17 protein-coding genes are annotated in these 18,771 nt (G+C 67.9%); 1 reads left to right on the forward strand and 16 read right to left on the reverse strand.

Translation table 11 applies throughout. The features are described from left to right. Positions 1-4: 4 nt before the first annotated feature. Positions 5-1,111, reverse strand: a complete 1,107-nt coding sequence (locus L3078_RS34360) for an MAB_1171c family putative transporter (RefSeq protein ID WP_239760574.1) — start codon at positions 1,109-1,111, stop codon at positions 5-7. A gap of 12 nt (positions 1,112-1,123) precedes the next feature. After that, positions 1,124-1,666 carry a hypothetical protein gene (locus L3078_RS34365; RefSeq protein WP_220645590.1) on the reverse strand — a complete coding sequence of 181 codons (543 nt, stop codon included), beginning with the start codon at positions 1,664-1,666 and terminating at the stop codon, positions 1,124-1,126. 707 nt (positions 1,667-2,373) lie between these two features. Here L3078_RS34365 and L3078_RS34370 point away from each other — a divergent pair. After that, positions 2,374-2,814, forward strand: a complete 441-nt coding sequence (locus L3078_RS34370; protein WP_239757816.1) for a pyridoxamine 5'-phosphate oxidase family protein — start codon at positions 2,374-2,376, stop codon at positions 2,812-2,814. Between the two features lie 124 nt (positions 2,815-2,938). Here the strand turns inward: L3078_RS34370 and L3078_RS34375 are convergent, their stop codons facing one another. The 14 genes from L3078_RS34375 to L3078_RS34440 form a co-directional block, all read right to left on the reverse strand. Then, positions 2,939-3,244: a hypothetical protein gene (locus L3078_RS34375; RefSeq protein ID WP_239757817.1), complete on the reverse strand. Its 306-nt coding sequence runs from the start codon at positions 3,242-3,244 to the stop codon at positions 2,939-2,941. Between the two features lie 509 nt (positions 3,245-3,753). Then, positions 3,754-5,724 carry an ABC transporter ATP-binding protein gene (locus L3078_RS34380; RefSeq protein ID WP_239757818.1) on the reverse strand — a complete coding sequence of 657 codons (1,971 nt, stop codon included), beginning with the start codon at positions 5,722-5,724 and terminating at the stop codon, positions 3,754-3,756. 201 nt (positions 5,725-5,925) lie between these two features. Continuing rightward, positions 5,926-6,972, reverse strand: a complete 1,047-nt coding sequence (locus tag L3078_RS34385) for a phosphotransferase enzyme family protein (RefSeq protein WP_239757819.1) — start codon at positions 6,970-6,972, stop codon at positions 5,926-5,928. 178 nt (positions 6,973-7,150) lie between these two features. Next, positions 7,151-8,035, reverse strand: a complete 885-nt coding sequence (locus tag L3078_RS34390; protein ID WP_239757820.1) for a phosphotransferase enzyme family protein — start codon at positions 8,033-8,035, stop codon at positions 7,151-7,153. A 134-nt stretch (positions 8,036-8,169) separates the two neighbouring features. After that, positions 8,170-8,667: a helix-turn-helix domain-containing protein gene (locus tag L3078_RS34395; RefSeq protein WP_239757821.1), complete on the reverse strand. Its 498-nt coding sequence runs from the start codon at positions 8,665-8,667 to the stop codon at positions 8,170-8,172. A gap of 32 nt (positions 8,668-8,699) precedes the next feature. Beyond that, positions 8,700-10,130 (reverse strand): glutamine synthetase family protein, encoded by a 1,431-nt coding sequence (locus L3078_RS34400; protein ID WP_239757822.1) that lies wholly within the window; start codon positions 10,128-10,130, stop codon positions 8,700-8,702. After that, a complete protein-coding gene (locus tag L3078_RS34405; RefSeq protein WP_239757823.1) occupies positions 10,130-11,659 on the reverse strand; it encodes an amino acid permease in 1,530 nt (509 codons plus the stop codon). Before L3078_RS34405 ends, L3078_RS34400 begins: the two co-directional genes overlap by 1 nt. Before the next feature lie 76 nt (positions 11,660-11,735). Next, positions 11,736-12,740 (reverse strand): hypothetical protein, encoded by a 1,005-nt coding sequence (locus L3078_RS34410; protein ID WP_239757824.1) that lies wholly within the window; start codon positions 12,738-12,740, stop codon positions 11,736-11,738. 216 nt (positions 12,741-12,956) lie between these two features. Beyond that, entirely contained in the window at positions 12,957-13,151 is a 195-nt protein-coding gene (locus tag L3078_RS34415) for a hypothetical protein (protein WP_133910671.1), read from the reverse strand. Continuing rightward, positions 13,151-13,591: a hypothetical protein gene (locus L3078_RS34420; protein ID WP_239757825.1), complete on the reverse strand. Its 441-nt coding sequence runs from the start codon at positions 13,589-13,591 to the stop codon at positions 13,151-13,153. The genes L3078_RS34415 and L3078_RS34420 overlap by 1 nt, the downstream gene beginning before the upstream one ends. Positions 13,592-13,700: 109 nt before the next feature. Further along, positions 13,701-14,939 (reverse strand): helix-turn-helix domain-containing protein, encoded by a 1,239-nt coding sequence (locus tag L3078_RS34425; protein ID WP_239757826.1) that lies wholly within the window; start codon positions 14,937-14,939, stop codon positions 13,701-13,703. Between the two features lie 546 nt (positions 14,940-15,485). Further along, positions 15,486-15,953: a PPC domain-containing DNA-binding protein gene (locus L3078_RS34430; RefSeq protein ID WP_239757827.1), complete on the reverse strand. Its 468-nt coding sequence runs from the start codon at positions 15,951-15,953 to the stop codon at positions 15,486-15,488. 33 nt (positions 15,954-15,986) lie between these two features. After that, the gene (locus L3078_RS34435) at positions 15,987-16,985 is read right to left on the reverse strand and encodes an asparaginase (protein ID WP_239757828.1); all 999 of its coding nucleotides are present in this window, start codon (positions 16,983-16,985) and stop codon (positions 15,987-15,989) included. A gap of 63 nt (positions 16,986-17,048) precedes the next feature. Then, on the reverse strand, positions 17,049-18,452 hold the full coding sequence (locus L3078_RS34440) for a helix-turn-helix domain-containing protein (RefSeq protein ID WP_239757829.1): 1,404 nt from the start codon (positions 18,450-18,452) through the stop codon (positions 17,049-17,051). Positions 18,453-18,771: the final 319 nt, after the last annotated feature.

Genomic DNA, 18,771 nt, shown 5'->3' on the forward strand with positions numbered 1-18,771 from the left:
ACGGTCACGCAGTCAGCCGGAGCGCTTCCGACACCGCGATCAGCTGACGGACATCAGCGTTCCGGTCGTCTTCCTGCGGCACTGCCAGGGCGACCGCCTGACCTGGTGCCGGGACGCCGTTCTTGATCATGGTCGCGGCGGATCGCAGGCGCCGGGCCAGCTGAGTCGGATCAAGGTCCAGCAGGCCGGTGCCGTCCTCCCCGCGGGCCAGGTAGGGGCTGATGTCAACCAGTCCGTCCCGGCATTCCACTATCCGCCGGTGGTAGCGGCGGTGCACGCCACGCGCCCGCCACCGGTCCCAGAGCCCGCGGGAGGCAGGGGGCAGCTCGTTCTCCGGATAGACCTCGATCAGCAGCTGCCAGAGCGGTATCAGCCGACGGTGATCCCGCCGTCGGCGCAGCCACAGCCGCGTCGCTGTGATCCTGGCGCGAACCGCCGAATAGGTGATGCCCGCGACGAAGAGCAGACTCGACACCACCAGCCCGACCGCCACGCTCGTCGTGAGCTGGTGCGGCACGGGACCTCCGCTCCACCGGACGGCGACGAAGACCGCGCGGACGGCGCAGGCCGCTGCCATCGCGCCGAGGCCGATCGCGGTCATCCACAGCCCCGTCGCGTGTGGGCGACGGGACATGCGGGCGTAGCGGGCGGACCACCGTCCGGCAGCACCGAGCGCATACATCAGGTACAGGCCGGCGCCGGCGTAGAAGAAAGCGACCTGGGGGATCCTCATGTCTGCCGTGCTGAACGAGCCGGCGAGCGCCTCGTGCGGCGCGTTCACGGCCGCCAGGATGATCGCCGCCGTGACTGCGGCCACGACGACGGCTTCCCACCGGGCGCGACGACGCGCTGCTTGCCCGTCGGCCGAGTACAGGTAGAAGCACATCAGGAAGTAGACCGTCAGCAACAGCAGGACGTTCTGGACCAGCTTCGCCGTGCCGTGCCCGGCCACGGTGTCGATGCCGGTGGTGCCCCCCGGCATGGCCACCGGATACGACAGGCCCGCGCTCAGGAGGGAGAGGGCGACCGACCGGGTGGGAGCGTCGTGCGGGGCGCGCGACCACAGGTAGAGCCGCCAAATGACGGCAGCCGCGATGATCAGCAGGAGCATCTCGGTCACGGACTACAACCATCCTCGCCGGTCGCCCAGGGCGGACTGCACTCGACGTACTTCCGGGTCGTCGGACAGCGGCGGGAGTTCGTCGAGCACCGAGGACCACTCCAGGATGATCGTGGCCGCGAGCTCGACCGAGCACTCCTCCTCTTCCTCGTACGAGCAGCGGCGGGCGACCCGCCGGATCAGCTTGGGATCGAGTACGGGGATGAGGGTCGCCCAGCCCTCGACGAAGTCGTCTGGGGACTCCTCCGGCGACTCCTCGGCCTGATCCTCCTCCCACTCGGCGACGAGGATATGGAGGATCTCGTGGAGGATGATCTGCCGCTGGTGCAGCCGGGTTGTCTCCTGCTGGTAGAGGATCACGTCCATCTGCGGCATATCGATCCACAGCCCCGAGGGTCCCGGCTTCTCCAGCGGGAAGGGGCGCAAGACGATCGGGCGTCCGCGCCTCTCACTGAGCGCCCGGACCAGCTCCTCCACGTCCAGGGGCGGGTGAATGCCGAGGTTGCGCAGCTCTTGCCGCAGCCGGCGGTGGAGGTCGCGCTCCACGGTCCGCCTCTCAGTCGTACGCCACCGCCCCAACCGCCGGCGGATCGCTTGCTCTCGCGCAGGCACCGGAGATTCCGGAGCGTCGCGACCACTTTCTCCCGGAGACATTGAGCAATCCCTTCGTACCGGCTGATCGGGGCTCTTACTCGGAGCCGGGCGCCAGCCACCACGGGTCAACGATGTTCGGGTCCCCGGACGGCACTCATGAAGGTGATCACGGACGCCGAGACCGGCACCGACCGAAGGGCACACGCCGACCCCAGCGATTGAGCCGCGAGGACACGCTCGATCCCCTCCGGACATGCACGGTCGCTAGCGCGAACGAGCATTCGGCCCGGTCGAAGCCCTTCGGTGAGGCTCACGGGAACAGTCTCGGACTTTACGTGAGGCCCGCATGAGATCAAGGCCGGAAAGCGACATCTTGAAGATCAATGAAAGGTGGTGATCAGTACCAATAAAACCTGCCAAATCATCCATTCCCGAGTTTTGATCATGGCCCTGAACTGCTGATTCACTTGTGGTCATTTTGGTCGCTCGCGCATGGCGAGCTCACACTTCTGTTACCGGTTTGAGATATTCCGCAACGGCGTAATGCGGGCATGTCGTAGTTAATACCGCATAATGTCGGCGCTCTGAGTGTGAGGGCTTGTGTGGAAGCGGTCACTTCTGTGTCAATCCGCGAGGAGCTCCGCGTTACGATCCCGGGCATGCCTAGTGACAAATTCAGCCAGACACCTGAACACTCTGAGTTCTGGAATGAATACCATCTGTGCACGCTGACCACTCTGCGGCCCGACGGAAGTCCGCATGTGGTGCCCGTCGGAGTCACCGTTGATGCCGACGCCGGAGTCGCCCGGGTTATCACACGCAAATCAAGCAGGAAGGTCGCCAATATTCAGGCGTTCCGTCCCGGCGAAGCCCGCGTGGCCGTTTGCCAGGTCGACGGAGGACGCTGGGCCACCCTGGAAGGCACTGCCGAGGTGCTCACCGACGCGGCAGCGGTCGACGATGCCGTGGCGCGCTACGCCGACCGGTACGGACGGACTCCGGCCCCGGACCCCGAGCGCGTGGTCATCGAGATCAGGGTCGAACGGGCCATGGGACTGGCCGCACTTCCCCGCCCTGCGTCGACTGAACGTGCCGTGTGATCTGGTCTCCCGCCCTGTCGCCGTACGGGCGGCGGCACGCGGCGTAGGCCGATCCCCACACAGCCCTCGGTGCCGACGGGCTCTTGAGGCTGGCGTTGGCGCGGCGTCCCAGGTGACGTGACGCTCAGTTGTTGGTGATGGCAGCGTCGCGGAGCCTCTCGAAGAGCCTCGGGATCTCGTCCTCCGCGGCCTTCGTCGACATCGCTAGATAGTCGATCACGGACAAGCTTAGTTCCCTGACCGCAGGGCCTTCGGCTGACTTGGCCCATCGCCGGTAGGCATCGATAAGCACTGCTGTGACTGCGGTGGTGGGATCGCTGCCCACCTTGGCGTCGGCTGCTGCCTTGTATTCGTCGTCGAGGTCTGGGGCAATGCCGAGGCGGAACAGCATGGATATTTGTCCGAAGCGGTCGGCGAGGTCGATGACCACGTCGAGGATGTCTCGCTCGGAGTCTTCACGGTGTGACAACGCGTTGACCGCGTCGGTTCGCCATCCCAGACAGCCTGAAGGTAGGCGACGGCAGTCAGGATCTCGTCCTGCGTCATGTCGGCCGCCGTCATGATGCTGCGGGTCCTTCATCGTGGACCGCCGCCCCGGCCCGTCGGGTGTACGCGTTGATGTGATCCGCGGTGAGGCAGTCGGCGATCCCGGCCAAGGCGATGGTCAGTACTCCGCGGGCTGCCCGCCTGCCCGTGTAGCCGCCAGATGGCCCGCAGATTCGGTGATCGAGGCCGCTCTCGTCAGTGCCATGGGCCGGCACTTCGCGCCCATTTGCCCCTCATCCCCTCCGTACAGGGCGACGGCCCTGGGGCCGTGGACGTGTGCCTCAAAGTTGATGGCCGCTACGGCCCGCACCGCGATGTCACGGTGTGGGCGTTGCGTCGGCTGCGGGGGCTGCTCATGATTCTGGTGCCCCACCGTTCCAGGCGTCGAATCGTTCAGAACAGGGCTGGCTGGTTCAGTGGCACGTTCTCTTCGGAGCCAGCCGGGGCAGGTACACGACCGGTGCGCTCGTTCTGCAGATCCCACAATTCGCGGAACAAGCCGTCCTCCTGGGCCAGCAGTTCCTCGGGGGTGCCGTGCTGGATGACGCGGCCTTTGTCCAAAACGACGATGCGGTCGGCGATGGTCACGTTGGTGAGCCTGTGCGTGACCAGGACGACAGCGCGGTCGGCAGCAAGGCGGCGCAGCCCAGTGAAAATGCGGTGCTCGGCCCTTGGGTCGAGGGCCGCGGTCGGTTCGTCCAGGACGAGCAGTCCTGCTGGCCGATGGAAGGCGCGGGCGAGCGCGATCCTCTGCCACTGTCCGCCGGACAGCTCCTGCCCACCCCACCATTCCTTGGCCAGCAGGGTGTTCAGCCCGCTGCGCAACCCGTCGATGACTTCGTCGGCGCCTGCGGCATGCGCTGCGGCGAGCACTGCGGCGTCCCCTTCCTCGGTGGCCTGGCCGAGGGTGATGTTCTCTCGCGCCGACAGAGGCCAGCTCGCGTAGGACTGCGGTACGACGGCGACACGCTCCCAGGTGGCGTGCGCGTCCAAGTCCCTGGTGTCGATTCCGTCCCAGGAGACGGCTCCTTGATCGGGCAGGTACAGAGCCGACAGGATCTTGCTGAGGGTGGTCTTGCCGGAGCCGTTCTCGCCCACCAGCGCGACGACTTCGCCGCGCCGGACCTCCAAGGAGACGTCGTCGAGGGCAGGACGGTCGGCGCTCGGGTACTGGAAGGTGATGTTCTCGGCGCGTACGACGGTGGGGGCGGCCGGCGCCTGAGAGCCGCGGTCGATGCGATGCCCGCCGGCTTCGTCGATGAAGTCCGCCCAGTCATCCAAGTACATTCCGGTACGGAAGAGTTGGGCCCCGTAGCCGACGACCCCGTCCAGTCCCGCGCTGACGCGGCCCAATGCGAGGAACGCGGTGCCGACGGCGGCGATCGAGATCTGCCCGGCGAACACCAGCAGCGCCAGGGCCACCCACACCACCGCGTGGGCGAGACCTCCCGCTGCCCCGCCCACCAGGGAGATCCTGGCCGAGCGCCAAGTGGCCTGGTCGGTGGTCCTGTCGATCCGCGCTCCGGCCGTGCGGTACTTGTCGAGCAGGAACGGCGCCATGGTGCCGGAGCGGACCTGGTCGGCGGTCTGCTTGTCGACCATGTACCAGCGCAGCATGCCCAGCAGCCGCCGGTCCTTCGTCGTGGCGAGCGAGGCGACGTAGTTGATGCGCGCCGCACGCACGCTGGCCACGCCCTTCGGCAGGGCCGCCAGGAGGAGCAATGGCAGAAGGATCGGGTGCACGGCGGTCAGGACAAACGCCGAGGCGATCAGCGAAGCCGATGCGGCGAGGATGTACTGGGCTTCGGTGAGGAGGTCCCTGGAGACCTCCACTCCGCGGTCGGCCGCGTCCCAGCGGTCGTTGTATCCGGGGTTGTCGTACGCGGCGAGTTCCGCCTTGGTCGCCGCGTCGAGGAGCTCGAGTTCGGCCTCCCGGGCGATACGCGGGGCCAGCCGGGCCGACAGCGCGGTGGAGGCGATGCCCAGCAGGGCGCGCAGACCGATGGCCCCCGACAGGACGGCAAGGGAGGGTACGGCGGAGCGGAGCTGGTCGCCGCTGATGTGCTGCGAGGCGATCAGCGGCTTGATCACCCCGGTGGTGGCCATCAGCCCGAACGCTTCCAGCACCCCCGAGAGGAGTTGCACGCCCAGCAGGGCGATGACCGCGGCGCGGTCGACCTGCCAGCCCAGTGCGAGGGACCGGCGGATCAGTTGGGGCAGTCGTCGGGCCATCGCACGGGTCGTGATCGCGTTGGCGGCCTCGATACGGCGGTCGCCGGGGATGACGAACTTCAGTTCCTCATCCGAGACCTCCGCCTCGCCGGTCGGCGCGGTTGTCGCGGTGGGCTTCGGGATGGTTGTCATCGGCTCCAGCCCTCCGCCGACACGCGGTGCCCGGCCGGGGAGTGCGTACGGAGCCCCAGCGGATCACGCTGTTCGCGGATGAGTACCAGGTGCGGACCGATCACGGTTTGATACGCCAAGACGTCCCCCTGTGTGCCGTTGGTGGTTGAGGCTGTCGCTCGTCAGCCGTTTCGTTCAACGCGGTCGGAAGGTGCTGGTTGGTCACGACGTGCCTCCGCTCGCCTCAAGGCCGTTGAGCTCGCCTTCGAGGCCCTCAAGGTCACTGAGTAGGCGGCGGATGGCGATCTGGCGCTCACGCCAGTGCCGTTGAAGATCCGCCTCCGCCTCCCCCGGCAGGTCGTACTCGGCGGTGGTGGCGCCGTAGAAGCTGAACAGCATGTATAGCAGCGCGATCCGGGCGCATGCCCGCACCTCCCGCATCGGGAGGCTGGGGTGCTCCGAGCGGTAGGCCCTGGCCATCGCCAGGGCGCAAGCGGCCCACTCGGTGCTGGTGGCGACGGTGCGCGGGTCGAACGCCGCCCGCCCCAACTCCCAGGCCGGCATCGCGCTGGCGCAGCGGAAGTCGATGACTCCGGTGACTACGTCGGCGAGGGTGATCAGGTTGGTGCGGCTGAGATCTGCGTGCAGCGCCTGTTCCGCCAGGGTCTCGGGCAGATGTTCCCGCAACAGGTGGACGTGGGCCCGCAGGTCCTCACGCCGCTGGTCAAGGTCGACGCGCAGTTGGCCGAGACGGTCGTGGCCTTGGCTCGTGGCTCTGGCCAGCACGGCGCCGCATCTCGCTGCGGCGTCCTCGACGGGCTCGGTCCGCCAGCGGGTCTGCTGCACGCGCTTCGGCAGCGGGTACGCGGCGAGCGCACGGTGCATGCGTCCCATGACGACGCCGATGTGCTCGGCGAGGGGGACCGTCATCGCCGAGAGGTTCACCCGTCCGGGAGCCTCGTCGACCACGGCCCACGCACTGCCTCCCGCGATGGTGACCAGGTTGTCGTTGGCGTCGGGCCACACCCGCGGAACGGGGAGCTTCGCGGCCCGGCAGTATTCCGACATGTCCCACGCGTTGCGCGCCTCGTCCAGGTCGGCCATCGACGGGTACTGCTTGACGTACAGCCGCAGCCCGTCGTCCGTCAGGACCCGCCGGTTGATGGTGTCCGTGCCCATGTGCACCGGTTCGACGATGTCGGCGACCAGCCCGTACCGGTCTTCCAGCACGTCAGCGGTCAACGTCTCGCCCCAGCCTGTTTCGTCCACACAGATCACCGACCTTCGTGTGCGGAGGGACGGCATGCCGTGAGGAGGGTGAAGGCGTTGTTCTCCGTGAGCACTTGCCTGTCGACGAAGGGGGTGAGGGTGCTGGTGACGGTCAGTTCGAAGTCATCGCGACGAACGCCGAACAGGTGCGGAACCGCGGAGGTTCGAGCGAAGACGTTCACGTACGCCACCCGACCCACACCTGCTTGCGGGTCTCCAGACGCAGGTTCTCCAGCATGATGTGCGCCTCGTCGACCAGGCCGACGTCGCGGTGCTTGATCCCCCAGTTCAGCGAGTCCAGAGCATCCAGTGCCCCGTACGCCCGGCATGCGACGAGTTCCTCCGTGGTGAGGGGGCGGCCGTATCCGTGGTGGAAGGCGGCGTTGAGGTCGGGGCGGTGGCTCAGGATCCGGTAGCGCAGCCGGCTCAGGTCCCGGTAGGCGGCGGACCGAAACTCGGCCCTTTCGAAGTCGATGACCCGCAGACTCTGCTCGGTCTCGTCCAACATCCAGTTCTTGGGCATGTAGTCGCCGTGCTGGGATACCTGGGGCAGGCTCGGCGGAGCTTCCTCGGCGAGCGTGCGCACCATCGCGAGGTCGTGCTCCGGCGCGTACGCCGCCGTACGGTCCAGCAGTTGGGCGACCGCCTCGTCCCACGCCTCCTCCGTTGCTTCCGGTGTCGGCTCGTCGGCTGCCGCAGTGTGGAACCGGGCGAGCAGTTCGCCGGCCTGCTCGTAGGCCGCCCGTTCCTGCTCGGCCGGCAGACGCAGCGTGTCGAGACCGCGTCCGGGCACGGCGGCGACCAGGACAGTGCGCGTCTGCGTGTCCGCGGCGACCAGCTCGGGTGCACGGCCGGCGCCCATGGCCACGGTCCACTTCTGGTACGCGGTCACCTCGCGGTGGTGGAGCTTCGGGCCCGCGTGGAGCTTCCCGAACCACCTCTCGCCATCAGGCCCGTTGATCTCCCAGACGGAAGGCCGGATGTCGCCGGGCCTGGGGTGCTCGGCGACCACCGTGTACGTGTCGGTCACCGACTCCACCAGGTGGTGGAGTGCGCTGGGCATGTCGGTCACGGTGCGCCCTTCCGCTCGCCGAGCCCTCCGACCCGCGCCACGATGGGTGACGGGTCGAATGCGCTCAGTGTCCTGTTGTGGGTGGGTAGCTTGCCAGGGGGCACTGACAGTGCGGCCTGAGCTGGTCATCTGGGGGTGGGGACGTGGAGGACGGTCCCGGAGGCCATCTCGGTCAGGGACTCGTCGAGCACCTCACAGCTCCAGCCGAGCGTTACGAGGTGCGGGTCGTTCTCGGCCTTGACGCGCTCCCGCAGGGCCCTGACCCGGGCCAGCGCGCTGTCACGGCTGATGCGGGCCCGGTTCGCGAACTCCTGTGACGTCGCACCGATCGCGACCATCCGCCATGTTTTGATTTTCGTTTCCGAGAAGGCCTCCGGGAAAGCGGCCGTCTCGGGACGCGGGAGTTGCCCGGTGACGAAGCAGGCGTGGACGACGGCGGCCCGGCCTCTCACGCCGAGCTTCTGTCCGCAGTGCTTCAGCTGCACGTTGATCGTGCCGACGGTGATGGACAGCTCGGAGGCGATCGCGTGGGTGTTCTCGCCCTCCGCGACCTTCTGGGCGATCCGAAGCTGTGCGGGTGTCAGCGGAAGGGTCGCGGGCGGGCGGGTCGGGCGGGCACTCACGGTGGTGCGGCCTTTCTGTGGGGCGGGGCGTGTCAGGCGCGAGCCAGCCATCGCTGACGCTCGGTGTCGGTGACGAGGTGTTCGTCGTGGGCGAGTTCCAGGCGCGCGAGACGGGCGTAGTGCTCGACCACGCCGGCGCCGAAGGCTTTCTGCGCGATGACGCTGTTCTCGAAGGCGGTCAGGGCCGGTCCGAGGGTGGAGGGCACGGGGATCCCACCTGCGCGATAGGCGTTGCCGGTCGCTTCGGGACCGAGGGTGAGCTTCCGCTCGAGACCGTGGTCGATGGCCGCCAGTACCGCCGACAGCGCCAGGTACGGGTTGGCGTCCGCGCCCGGCACACGGATCTCCAGGTGCAGCCCTTCACCGCGGCCGACGACGCGCACCGCGCAGGTGCGGTTGTCGCGGCCCCAGGTGAACGTGGTCGGCGCGAACGAGCCGGGCGTGAACCGCTTGTAGGAGTTGACGTTGGGTGCGTAGAACGGGCCCAGCTCGGGCAGGCCGGCGAGCAGACCCGCGATGGCGTGCTGACCGATCTGGGACAGTCCGTACTCGCTCCCGGGCTCGTTAAGTTGGCTGACGGCCTTCGACCACAGCGAGACGTGCAGGTGCAGGCCGCTGGCCCGGCCGGTTTCCGGGGCTGCCATGAACGTGGGTGCCAGACCGGCGCGCAGACCCAGGGTGCGTACGGCGTGCTTGAAGAGGGGGTGCCGGTCGCACGCGGTGAGCGCGCCACCGTACGGGAAGGTCACCTCGACCTGGCCGGGACCGGCCTCGGTCTTGATCGCTTCCACGGGCATCCCCGCGCCGGCAAGCGCCCGCTGAAGACGGCGTAGGAACCGGTCGGACACGGGGTCGTGGTCGAGGGCGTAGTCCAGGTTCTCCGTCGTCAACGGCCGTAGGCCCTGATAGTTGGCCTGTTCCGCGTCCTCGTACGTGCCCTTGTAGAGGACGAACTCGGTCTCGATCCCCGCCTTGGGGTGCAGACCGTGCCGCGACAGCCGGGTCAGCTGCTGGTGGAGGATCTGGCGGGGCGCGATGTCGATCGGCGTTCCGTCGTGGTGGACGGCATCGCCGAGTACGACAACGGTTCGCGGCAGCCACGGCACCGGGCTCAGAGTCGACAGGGCCGGTTGCACGGACAGGTCCTGGTAGCCGGTCTCCCACGAGGTGAGAGCGAAGCCGTCCGCCGGGCTCATGTCGATGTCGGTGGCCAGGACGTAGGCGCACACCTCGGCGCCGTGGTGCGCGACGCGCTTGAGGAAGTGGTCCGCGTCGTAACGCTTCCCCTTCAGCCTCCCCTGCAGATCGGGGACGGCGAGCAGCACCGTGTCGATGGCGCCCGCCTTGACGAGGTTCCGCAGGTCGGACAGGGAGAACGCCTTCTCGGAGCGCCCGCGCTGCTCGGGGACGGACGCGGCGGTCAGGCGTGCCACGGTGCCGTTGCCGCTCGTGGTTCTCGTCATCAGACGACCTCGTCTTCGTACGTGGCCGCCGAGCGGTCGAAGTTCTGGGTCGGCACCTCGTACGAGCTGCCCTGCTTCCGCCACCACGCCCATGCCAGCGCGAGGACGACGAGCAGGGCGACCGGCGCGTAGTTGAAGGTCTCCACGGACACCAGGCCGCCGTCGGCGGGGCGGGTCTGCGGCAGACAGAACAGCACCGTCACGAACACCACCCAGACAACGGCGATCGTGCCGACGGCCACGCCCCAGTTGCCGAGGTTCCATGGGCCGGGTCGGAAGCGGTCCCGGTTCTTGATGCGCAGGTAGATCGGGATCGCGTAGGCCGGGGTGATGCCGACCACGTTGATGCTGGTGATCGCCGCGTACGCGACGGGGCTGTACAGGCTCGGCAGGGCCAGGACGGCTGCGCACACGACGGCCAGCAGCACGGCCATGCGCGGAGTGCCGGTGCGGCGGTCGACCTGCCGCCACAGGTGCGAGCCCGGCAGTGCCCCGTCACGCGAGAACGCGAACACCATCCGGCTGGCCGCGGCGGTCTCGGCATTGCCACAGCACAACTGCGCGATGATCACCACCAGGAGCAGTGCCTTCGCCCCCGCCACACCCAGAGCGTCCAGGAAGATCTGCGCCGGCGGCACCCCCGTCGCCGTGCCCACGGTGCCCGCGTAGTCCTGGATCGCGAACGTGAGCCCGGCGAGCAGGACGAACCCGGCCAGCCACGACCAGCCGATCGCGTGGATGATCCCGCGGGACGCGGACACCTGGGCGTCGGTCGTCTCCTCCGACAGGTGCGCGGAGGCGTCGTATCCGCAGAACGTGTACTGGGCCAGCAGCAGACCGAGCACCGCCGCGTAGAGGGGACTCCAGCCGGTGTTGTTGACGAACTCGCCGAACACGAAGTCCGAGGACTGGTGGTGGGAGGGGACGATCGCCAGAGCGCCGACGATTACCGTGACGCCGCCGAGGTGCCACCAGACGCTGATGCTGTTGAGGATGCTGACCAGCCGGACCCCGAACAGGTTCAGGGCGAGGTGCAGGGCGAGGATGCACAGGAAGATCACCATGATCTTGCCCGGCGTCGGCTCGAACCCCCACTGCAGGTTGAACAGGGCACCCGTGAACAGCGCGGCCCCGTAGTCGATGCCGGCGATCGCCCCGAGCAGGCCCAGCAGGTTCAGCCAGCCCGTGTACCAGCCCCACTTCCGGCCACCGAGCTGCTCCGCCTGGTAGTACAGGGCCCCGGAGGTCGGATAGGCGGAGGTCACCTCGGCGAGGGCGGCGCCGATGAACATCACCATGGCGCCGACGACGAGCCAGCCCCACAGCATCACCGACGGGCCGCCGGTGTTCAGGCCGAAGCCGTACAGGGTCATACAGCCGGACAGGACGCTGATGACGCTGAAGGAGATCGCGAAGTTTCCGAACGGCCCCATGCGCCGGGTCAGCACGGGCTCGTAGCCGAGCTCCCGCAGGTATGCGTCATCGGGCTTCCGGGACGACGCGCGGTGGTTCGGACTCAAGCGAGACACAGGTCAGCCTCCAAGTTCAGAGAGAAACAAATGGGCAGGTTCATGCCAATGCGGCTTCGTGGGAAACGGATTCCGGTTATGGGTGCGGCCCGGCGCGCGGCCTACGGGTACGGGCGTAGGAAAGGGACTCGGCGCGCGCTCGAAGGAGCAGCGCCTCACCCGGGTCTGGCCCTACGGCCCCTTCATGCACCGACGCCCACGGCTCGCGGGCCGCGTACGGGCCCATCGCCTCGAACACCTCGGCGGCTTCCAGGTACTTGTGGCCTGCCCACAACGCGTAGGCAAGAAGGCTCAGGTCAGCCACTGAGCGCCGCTCGCCGTGCGTCTTGTGGAACCAGTCGTGGAACGCGGTCAGCGTGTAGTCGAGCGTCGACTCCTGTGCCCACTGTCGCCGCCACAGCGGATCGACGCGCGATCGCCGTCGGAGCTCGACCTGCGCGTACGCGGGCAGAAGCAGCAGTGCCGATCCGACGGGCCGCTGCGAGGCGACGGCCCGACCGAAGTCGACGACCGCGGCCAGGGAGGCACCCGGCGGGCCCTCCAGGGAGAGCATGAACTGCAGCACCCGGTGGTAGGCCTCCCGGTTGTACGGGTCACGCCGGTTGACCTCGTACAACAGCCCCCACGGACCGCTGGGCATCATCGGCTCCCCGGGGTTCACCCGGTGTTCCTGGCGCAGCTGCCGGGTGTCGATCTGCGCCAGAGCCAGGAGGCACACCCACGGCACGGGATCATGCGGCGCGCGACGAGCCGCCAGCAGCGCATCACGCCGAGCCCTGAACTCGAACTCCAGCGTCTGTGGATGCCGTTGTTTGTGCGCGCGCAACGCCCGCTCGACAGCCACGCGGGCACCCATCAACTGCGCGTCATAGCTGCCGGGCTCTTCGCCGAGCCACACGCCCACCACATCCGACCGGGCGGCTGCCACCGCCAGCAACTGGGTGCGTGACGTGCGCAGTGCCCAATGCGTGGCCGTGGCCAGCAGCAGTTGCCGTGCCATTCTCCAGCGGCCGGCCTGCAACTCAACCAGGGCCACGCCCAGGTCGTCGTCGTGGCCGGCGGGGTGATACACGAGGCGCATCAGAGTCCCCCGCCGTGAACGGGACGGCGGCGGAACGCGAGTTCGAGGCCGCTCGTCCGGCGTGTTCGAACTGTGCGAGGTGGCGTCGTGCGCTCTGGGTTGAACGTCAGTGTCATCGGGGGCCTCAGGCGAGTTGGGGGGTGGGGCCGCGAAGTTGGTGGTGCATCGCCGCTGGGAGGCGAAGCGGTGCCCGAGTCGGGTACCGGGTCGGGCTGCCTAGAAGCGGATCTGGCCGATCATGTCCGCGATGCTGGTCATGAACCGGTTGATGCTCGGGGCCATCGACGTGCTCGACAGGAAGAACCCGAAGAGCGCGCAGACGATCGCGGGCCCGGGTTTCACGGCCTTGCTGCGGATCAGAACGACCACGACGATGCCGAGCAACAGCACGAACGAGATGCTCAGAGCCATCAGGAGGCCGTTTCCTCCGCGGACCCCCGTCGCTCCCTGCGAGCCTGGCTCAGCGCGCGGCGCAGAGCATCGGCCCGGGTCAGCGATCGCGGGGCCTGGGGGAAGACGTGCCAGTGCATCCCCGGAGGTGTCGTGCTCTCGGCGGACGGCACGACGACGTGGCACTTCTGTCCCAGCGCAACGGTCCCCGGTTCCTCCCAGCGGGCCGCGGTGCCCACCGGAACCAGGAAGTACAGCCGGGGCTCCGGACCCTCGTGGTCCAGGATCACCGGGCCGACCGGTTCGTCACCCTCGCCGAGGATCTCGATCGCGCGCCGGCCCACGGCCTCCACAGCGCGTACGGCATCCCACCACTCGCCGGCCGAGCACAGCTCCGGCTCCTCGCCGATGGGCATCCAGCGCGGCGGGACCGCGCGAGCTGCGGGATTGTCGTCGGACATGGAAAAGGCCTCCTCACCACTGGGTGTGAGGAGACCATTCCATTCAGCAAGCTATTGTGCGCGGACAGACTGTCCGTGGGGTTCGCTCACCAAAGCCCTTGACACAGGCTCAGGTTGTGCTAAGTCCCGTCCAACTGCCGAACGCAGACAGCTCGTTGGAAGGATGGGCGTCCATCCTGAGCAGCGCCGCAGTCGTCTCGCGGACGGACGGGTGGAACCTAGTGTGGTTCGGCGCGACCTTCCGCGCACGCTTGAGATCCGCGAAGGCACCGGGCCGATCGCCCACAGCGAGCTTCGCGGAGGCCACGTCGATGAAGTGGTGGCTCGACCGTTCGCCGACGGTCGTACTGGGCGGCGCCCACTCGCCGCCGGAAACCGGAGACCACTCAGTGAGGCGGGCGAGAGCCTGCTCGGTGTCACCCATGTCGATCATCGCGTGCACCTCGTGGATGCGGATGTTCGTCGGGCCGAACGACATCTCGTAGGCCAGGGAGTCGCGGTTGCCTGCCATGCCCGCGACCTGCTCCGCCTCCCGGAGGTAGTTGTCGGCGCGATCGGAGTTGTTCTCACGGGCTTCGAGAACGGCCAGCTTCAGCAACAGCGCGCCGTCGACGGCAAGCGCGTCCTGCGTGAAGGAGCGTTCCGGCTGGAACCGCTCCAGCTCGGTCCGCAGCGCGAGGAGCTTGCGACGTGCGGGCGAGTACGCGCCCTGGCGGAGCATCGCTCCCGCGACGAGGTAACCGGCCGTGAACTGCATCAGGGGGTCGCCGGAGCGGTCGGCCGCCCAACGGACGCGTTCCAGCGCCGTGTTCGACAGGTCGTGGTGACCCATCTTGTGGGCCAGGGAGTTCACGGCACGATAGGCGCGCGCCAGGTGCCAGAACGCCTTGGTCTGGTCGCCGTTGCCGCCGCCAAGGGCTACGTGCGTCAACTCGGTGATGATCGGCGGCAGCAGGGGGCCCATCGGCGCGTAGCGGGCGTCACGGCGCAGGGCCGCCACCTGGTCGACCTCCGAGGCGAGCACGGGAAGCGCACGGGGTGCGATCTCCAGGTCGTCGGGGCTGTCGTAGCAGAGCAGGAGGCGGCGCAGTTCAGGGATGACGGCGTGGACGCCGTCTTCGGCTTCCGGCTCACCGTAGTAGGGCTGGCCGGTCAGGACCTCGGGGCCGAAGCGCAGCGCCTTCGCGAGTGCCAGCACCAGCGAGGGTGAAGCCTTCCGCGCCCCGGACTCCAACTTCTGCACGTAGCTTGGGGAGACTGCGACTTTCTGTGCCAGTTGAGCAGCAGACAGTTTCCGTGTCCTGCGTGCTGTACGGAGACGATCTCCCAGCGTCAGGTTTTCACTCATCGGTGGATCTGTCCCTTCGCGATGGAGCACTCGCCTCAGGGTACGGAAAACGCCCCAACTCGCGCCCCTGGTCACCAAGTGTTAACGGAGCTGGCAGCGGGGCGCCCATGGGGTGAAGCCCTTTGGTGTCGCGCCCGAGACCCCCAGCACAATTTGAGGAACTTACGTAAACACGGGCAAGGAGGAGGAAAATGGTCCAGATTTGAGTGCCATTGCGACCCGGTCGTCAAGGGCTGTGGAGCAATTGCTTACGGACAGATTGTCCGCGCCTCTCTTCGACTGCTGCGATCAACAAGCCGTATCCCGTTACGGACAGTGGTCACGCATTTCGCGCGACGGGACTACCTGAGCGTGTTGCCTCATTCTCTCGTGAAGTACGGCACCCGTGCTATCTCGTGCGAGGAAGGAGGCGAGAGTGGCTGAGACTGGATGCCGGTACGCCACGCGTCTCCACAGCAGCCGACTCCGCACTGAGCGCTACCTCGGCGAATCCGCGCGCGTGCTCGTCGCAGTCCACGATCACGGCCTTGTCGTTCCGCGAGGGCATCACTCCGGAGGGCCGAAAGTGAGCAGTGGCACGTCGTACAGTTCGGGGTTTCGAGGCCGGGTCATCGCCGGTGAGATCACTTCCACGACGAAGAGCTCGCTGAGGAACTGGACCTTGGCGCTCAGGAGGTGACTGGTTCGGCCGTCGGCCGACTGTGCCTTCAGTCCGGCGGAGACGTGGATGTGCGGCAGGATGCCTCCCGTCACGGGATCGTGGGCGATTGTCCCAGCACCGAAGGCTTCGACGTTGGTGACATACGTCTTGGCCCAGACCGGGGCGTCCGGGTCTTCGAGTTTCTCGCAGGCGCCAACGATCTCGGCTTCGGCGAACGCACCGATGAACGAGGGAATGTAGCCCTGCCGCACTCCTTGGTCACGGCAGAACGCGGAGAGCGCGTCGAAGAAGTCCTCGCCGTGGTCGAAGGTGACGCCGAACGTCCGGCCGGTGGTCAGTTCATGGGCACGCATGCGGGTCCTCTCGGGCGTGGCTGACGTGCGGAATCAGCGCGCGAAAACGGCGAACTGCTCAGCGATGCTCTCGCGGGCCACGTCCTGGGCGAGCAACGCCTGGAGCAGGAGGCGGGCCTGGTACGGGCCGAGGTCGCCGGCCGGGATGAGCCCCCGGCTGATCAGGTCCTTCTCCGACCCGGGGAATCCGTATGTTCCGGTCAGGACCGGGCCGTTGCCGATGCGCGAGGCGAGGACCACGGGAATGCGTACGGCGAGCCGTTCGAGGCTCTCGACGAGTCGCTGAGGGACGTGTCCCACGCCGAAGGCGGCGACGACGAGCCCGTCGCACTGGCCGGACCAGGCTTCGAGCAGCGTGCCGTCGTCGCCGAGGCTGACCGTGTAAAGGCCCACGCGTGGGTCACGGACGGCCGGTGCCAGGGGAACGAGTCGTTCGGGTAGCGGGGAGGCCAGCCGTACCCGGTCCTCCGTGATCCGGCCGATGGGTCCGGCGCCGGGTGATGCGAAGGCGGCAGGGCTGGTGGTGTGGGCCTTGCGGACATGCCGTGCCGCGTGGATCTCGTCATTCAGGACGACCAGCACCCCGGCTCCACGCAGTTGCGGGTCGGCTGCCGCGACGACGGCCGCGTACAGGTTGGCCGGTCCGTCAGGGCCGGCCATGGTGGGGTTGCGCATGGCACCGGTAACGATGACCGGCTGGTTGTGACCGTGGCGGAGGTCGAGGAAGAACGCCGTCTCCTCAATGGTGTCGGTGCCCTGTGTGATCACGATCCCGTCGACGTCGCCGCCGTCGAGGACCTTGTCGATCTCGGTGCCGAGCTCCGTGAGGTCGTCGAAGGTGAGCGAGGCACCGGGCACCCGGCGGAAGTCGTGCACGCGCAGGTCGATGCCGTGGCCATCCAGGCCGGGGACAGCCGCCAGAAGGTCATGGGCGGAGAGAGCCGGCACGACTCCTCCGGTCGCCGGGTCGGTGGTCATGGCGATGGTGCCGCCGAGAGAGTAGACAGCCACCGTTCGTGTCACGCCTGCCATCGCCCCAACTTCCGATCTACGCAGCCTGGTTGGATCTCGTCCTCGGAGATCTTTCCGTGCAGGCTATCGGGTCGCTCCCACAGGGGCACCAGCCTCGGACCGCAACTCAGCCGCCACGTACGTGCAGGCCCGGTCCAAGGCATCAAGGCTGAGATGGCGGCTTCGTGGCCGGGCAAGGCCGGTGGTTCCCACAGTGGCAAGCTGTCCACAGCGGTGCGTCAACCACGCTCGGTCAAGGCCGAGATAGTCCGAAGTCGCCGCCAAGCGCTCCCCCGAGGTCGATCCCATGGTGACGCTATGTGCTCGCGCGTGGCCCGTGATGCCCGCGAAGGCCCGCAGGGATCGCGCCCCGGAAGTCAGAGCGGTCTGGGGCGCGGATTCAGCGCGTACCCAGGTCGCTATGGCGGCCCGGTGACCAGGAACAAGCGCGAAGCCCTCCGTCTGCTGCAGGTCCGCCTCGTCGGTCACCCAGGTCGTGATGCCGTACGACTCCATCAGCGCGATCGCGAGGAACAGCAACACGCGCTCGTACATGGGCGAGGCGGCGATCTCTTGGTGGGGAACGCAGAAAGCTCGCCCGACACCGTCGTGTGCTCGCGCGGGAGCCATCAGCTCAAGGTAGCGATGCTTGTGCTCGAAGAGCAGCCAGGTCGCGGCTTCCTCCCCTCGCTGTTCGCGGGTCCAGAAGACCGGATCACCGGCCAGCTCGTCGCGCTGGTCGAGGATGAACCGGGCGCATGCCCGCGAGCCGACGAGCATCTGGGAGCCGTCGGTGAGGCCGTCGAGAGTGACCGACTGACGGCCTACTCCCGACAAGTCCTGTGACGGAAGGTCCAGTTCTCCGTAAAGCGCAGCGTCGTCGCCAAGGATGGCGGAGTCGAACCCTGCCGCAGCCCAGAGGATCCCCAAGGTGAAGTCGTCGAACTCGTAGGCCATGGGAATGGCGAAGGGGCTTCCGGCTTCCTCACGGACGCCCCCGCGCGCGTCCGTGACGAAGTACCGCTGTGTCCCGTCTCCGCTGTGGTGCACGCCGAGCAGGGCCCTGAGCGGCATCCGACTCCATGCCTCGGCCTCCCCGCTCGACGCGAGAAGCAGAGCGTCGCCCTGTAAGGAGGCGACTGGCCCTGTCAGCGTGGGAAGCGCCGTAGGCGGCAGGTTCCGCCCGGCGGGCAGCAGGAGTTGCCCGTGTCCGTCAGGAAGCGTCAGGTGGTTGCCCCGGCTGTCCGCCATCGGCGACGGCCGGTCGACGTCGGGTAACGGTCCCAGGAGGCCGTCAGGCACCCCAAGGGCCTCGCTCCACTGTGCGAGCTGGCGACGGTCGCGGATCTTCTTCCGGCCGCGCTCCAGCCGGCTCACTTCGGCTTGGTCGATGTTGACGAGCCGGGCGACCGCTGCCTGTGAGAGGCCGGTGTGTTGCCGGAAGAGCCGCACGACCACACCGAGATCCCAGGCACGGATCGCCGCCACGACTGCGGGTTCCACCCAGAACTCACGTCCGACTCGGGGTGCTGCACCACCCCCCTGGCAGGGCCCACACCGCGGTCCTACGTTGAATCGGCTGAGCGTCGCACGGCACACCGAACAGTGCCGTTCCACCCCGCGAGCCATCCCGGTCTCACCCCTAGGTGATCAGGCGTATCCCCCAGCTGCCGAACTTTTCACAGGACTACTTTGCCGCGCCGGCCGATCACCCAAACACGGCGGCAGAAGCTCGGTAGCAAGGTGGCCGGTCCCTTGAAAGCCCTTCTTCGGGTTCCTGAACCGACCCCTCAACTGCACTACGAAT

Origin of the sequence: Streptomyces deccanensis, assembly GCF_022385335.1 — a bacterium.
GTDB lineage: Bacteria > Actinomycetota > Actinomycetes > Streptomycetales > Streptomycetaceae > Streptomyces > Streptomyces deccanensis.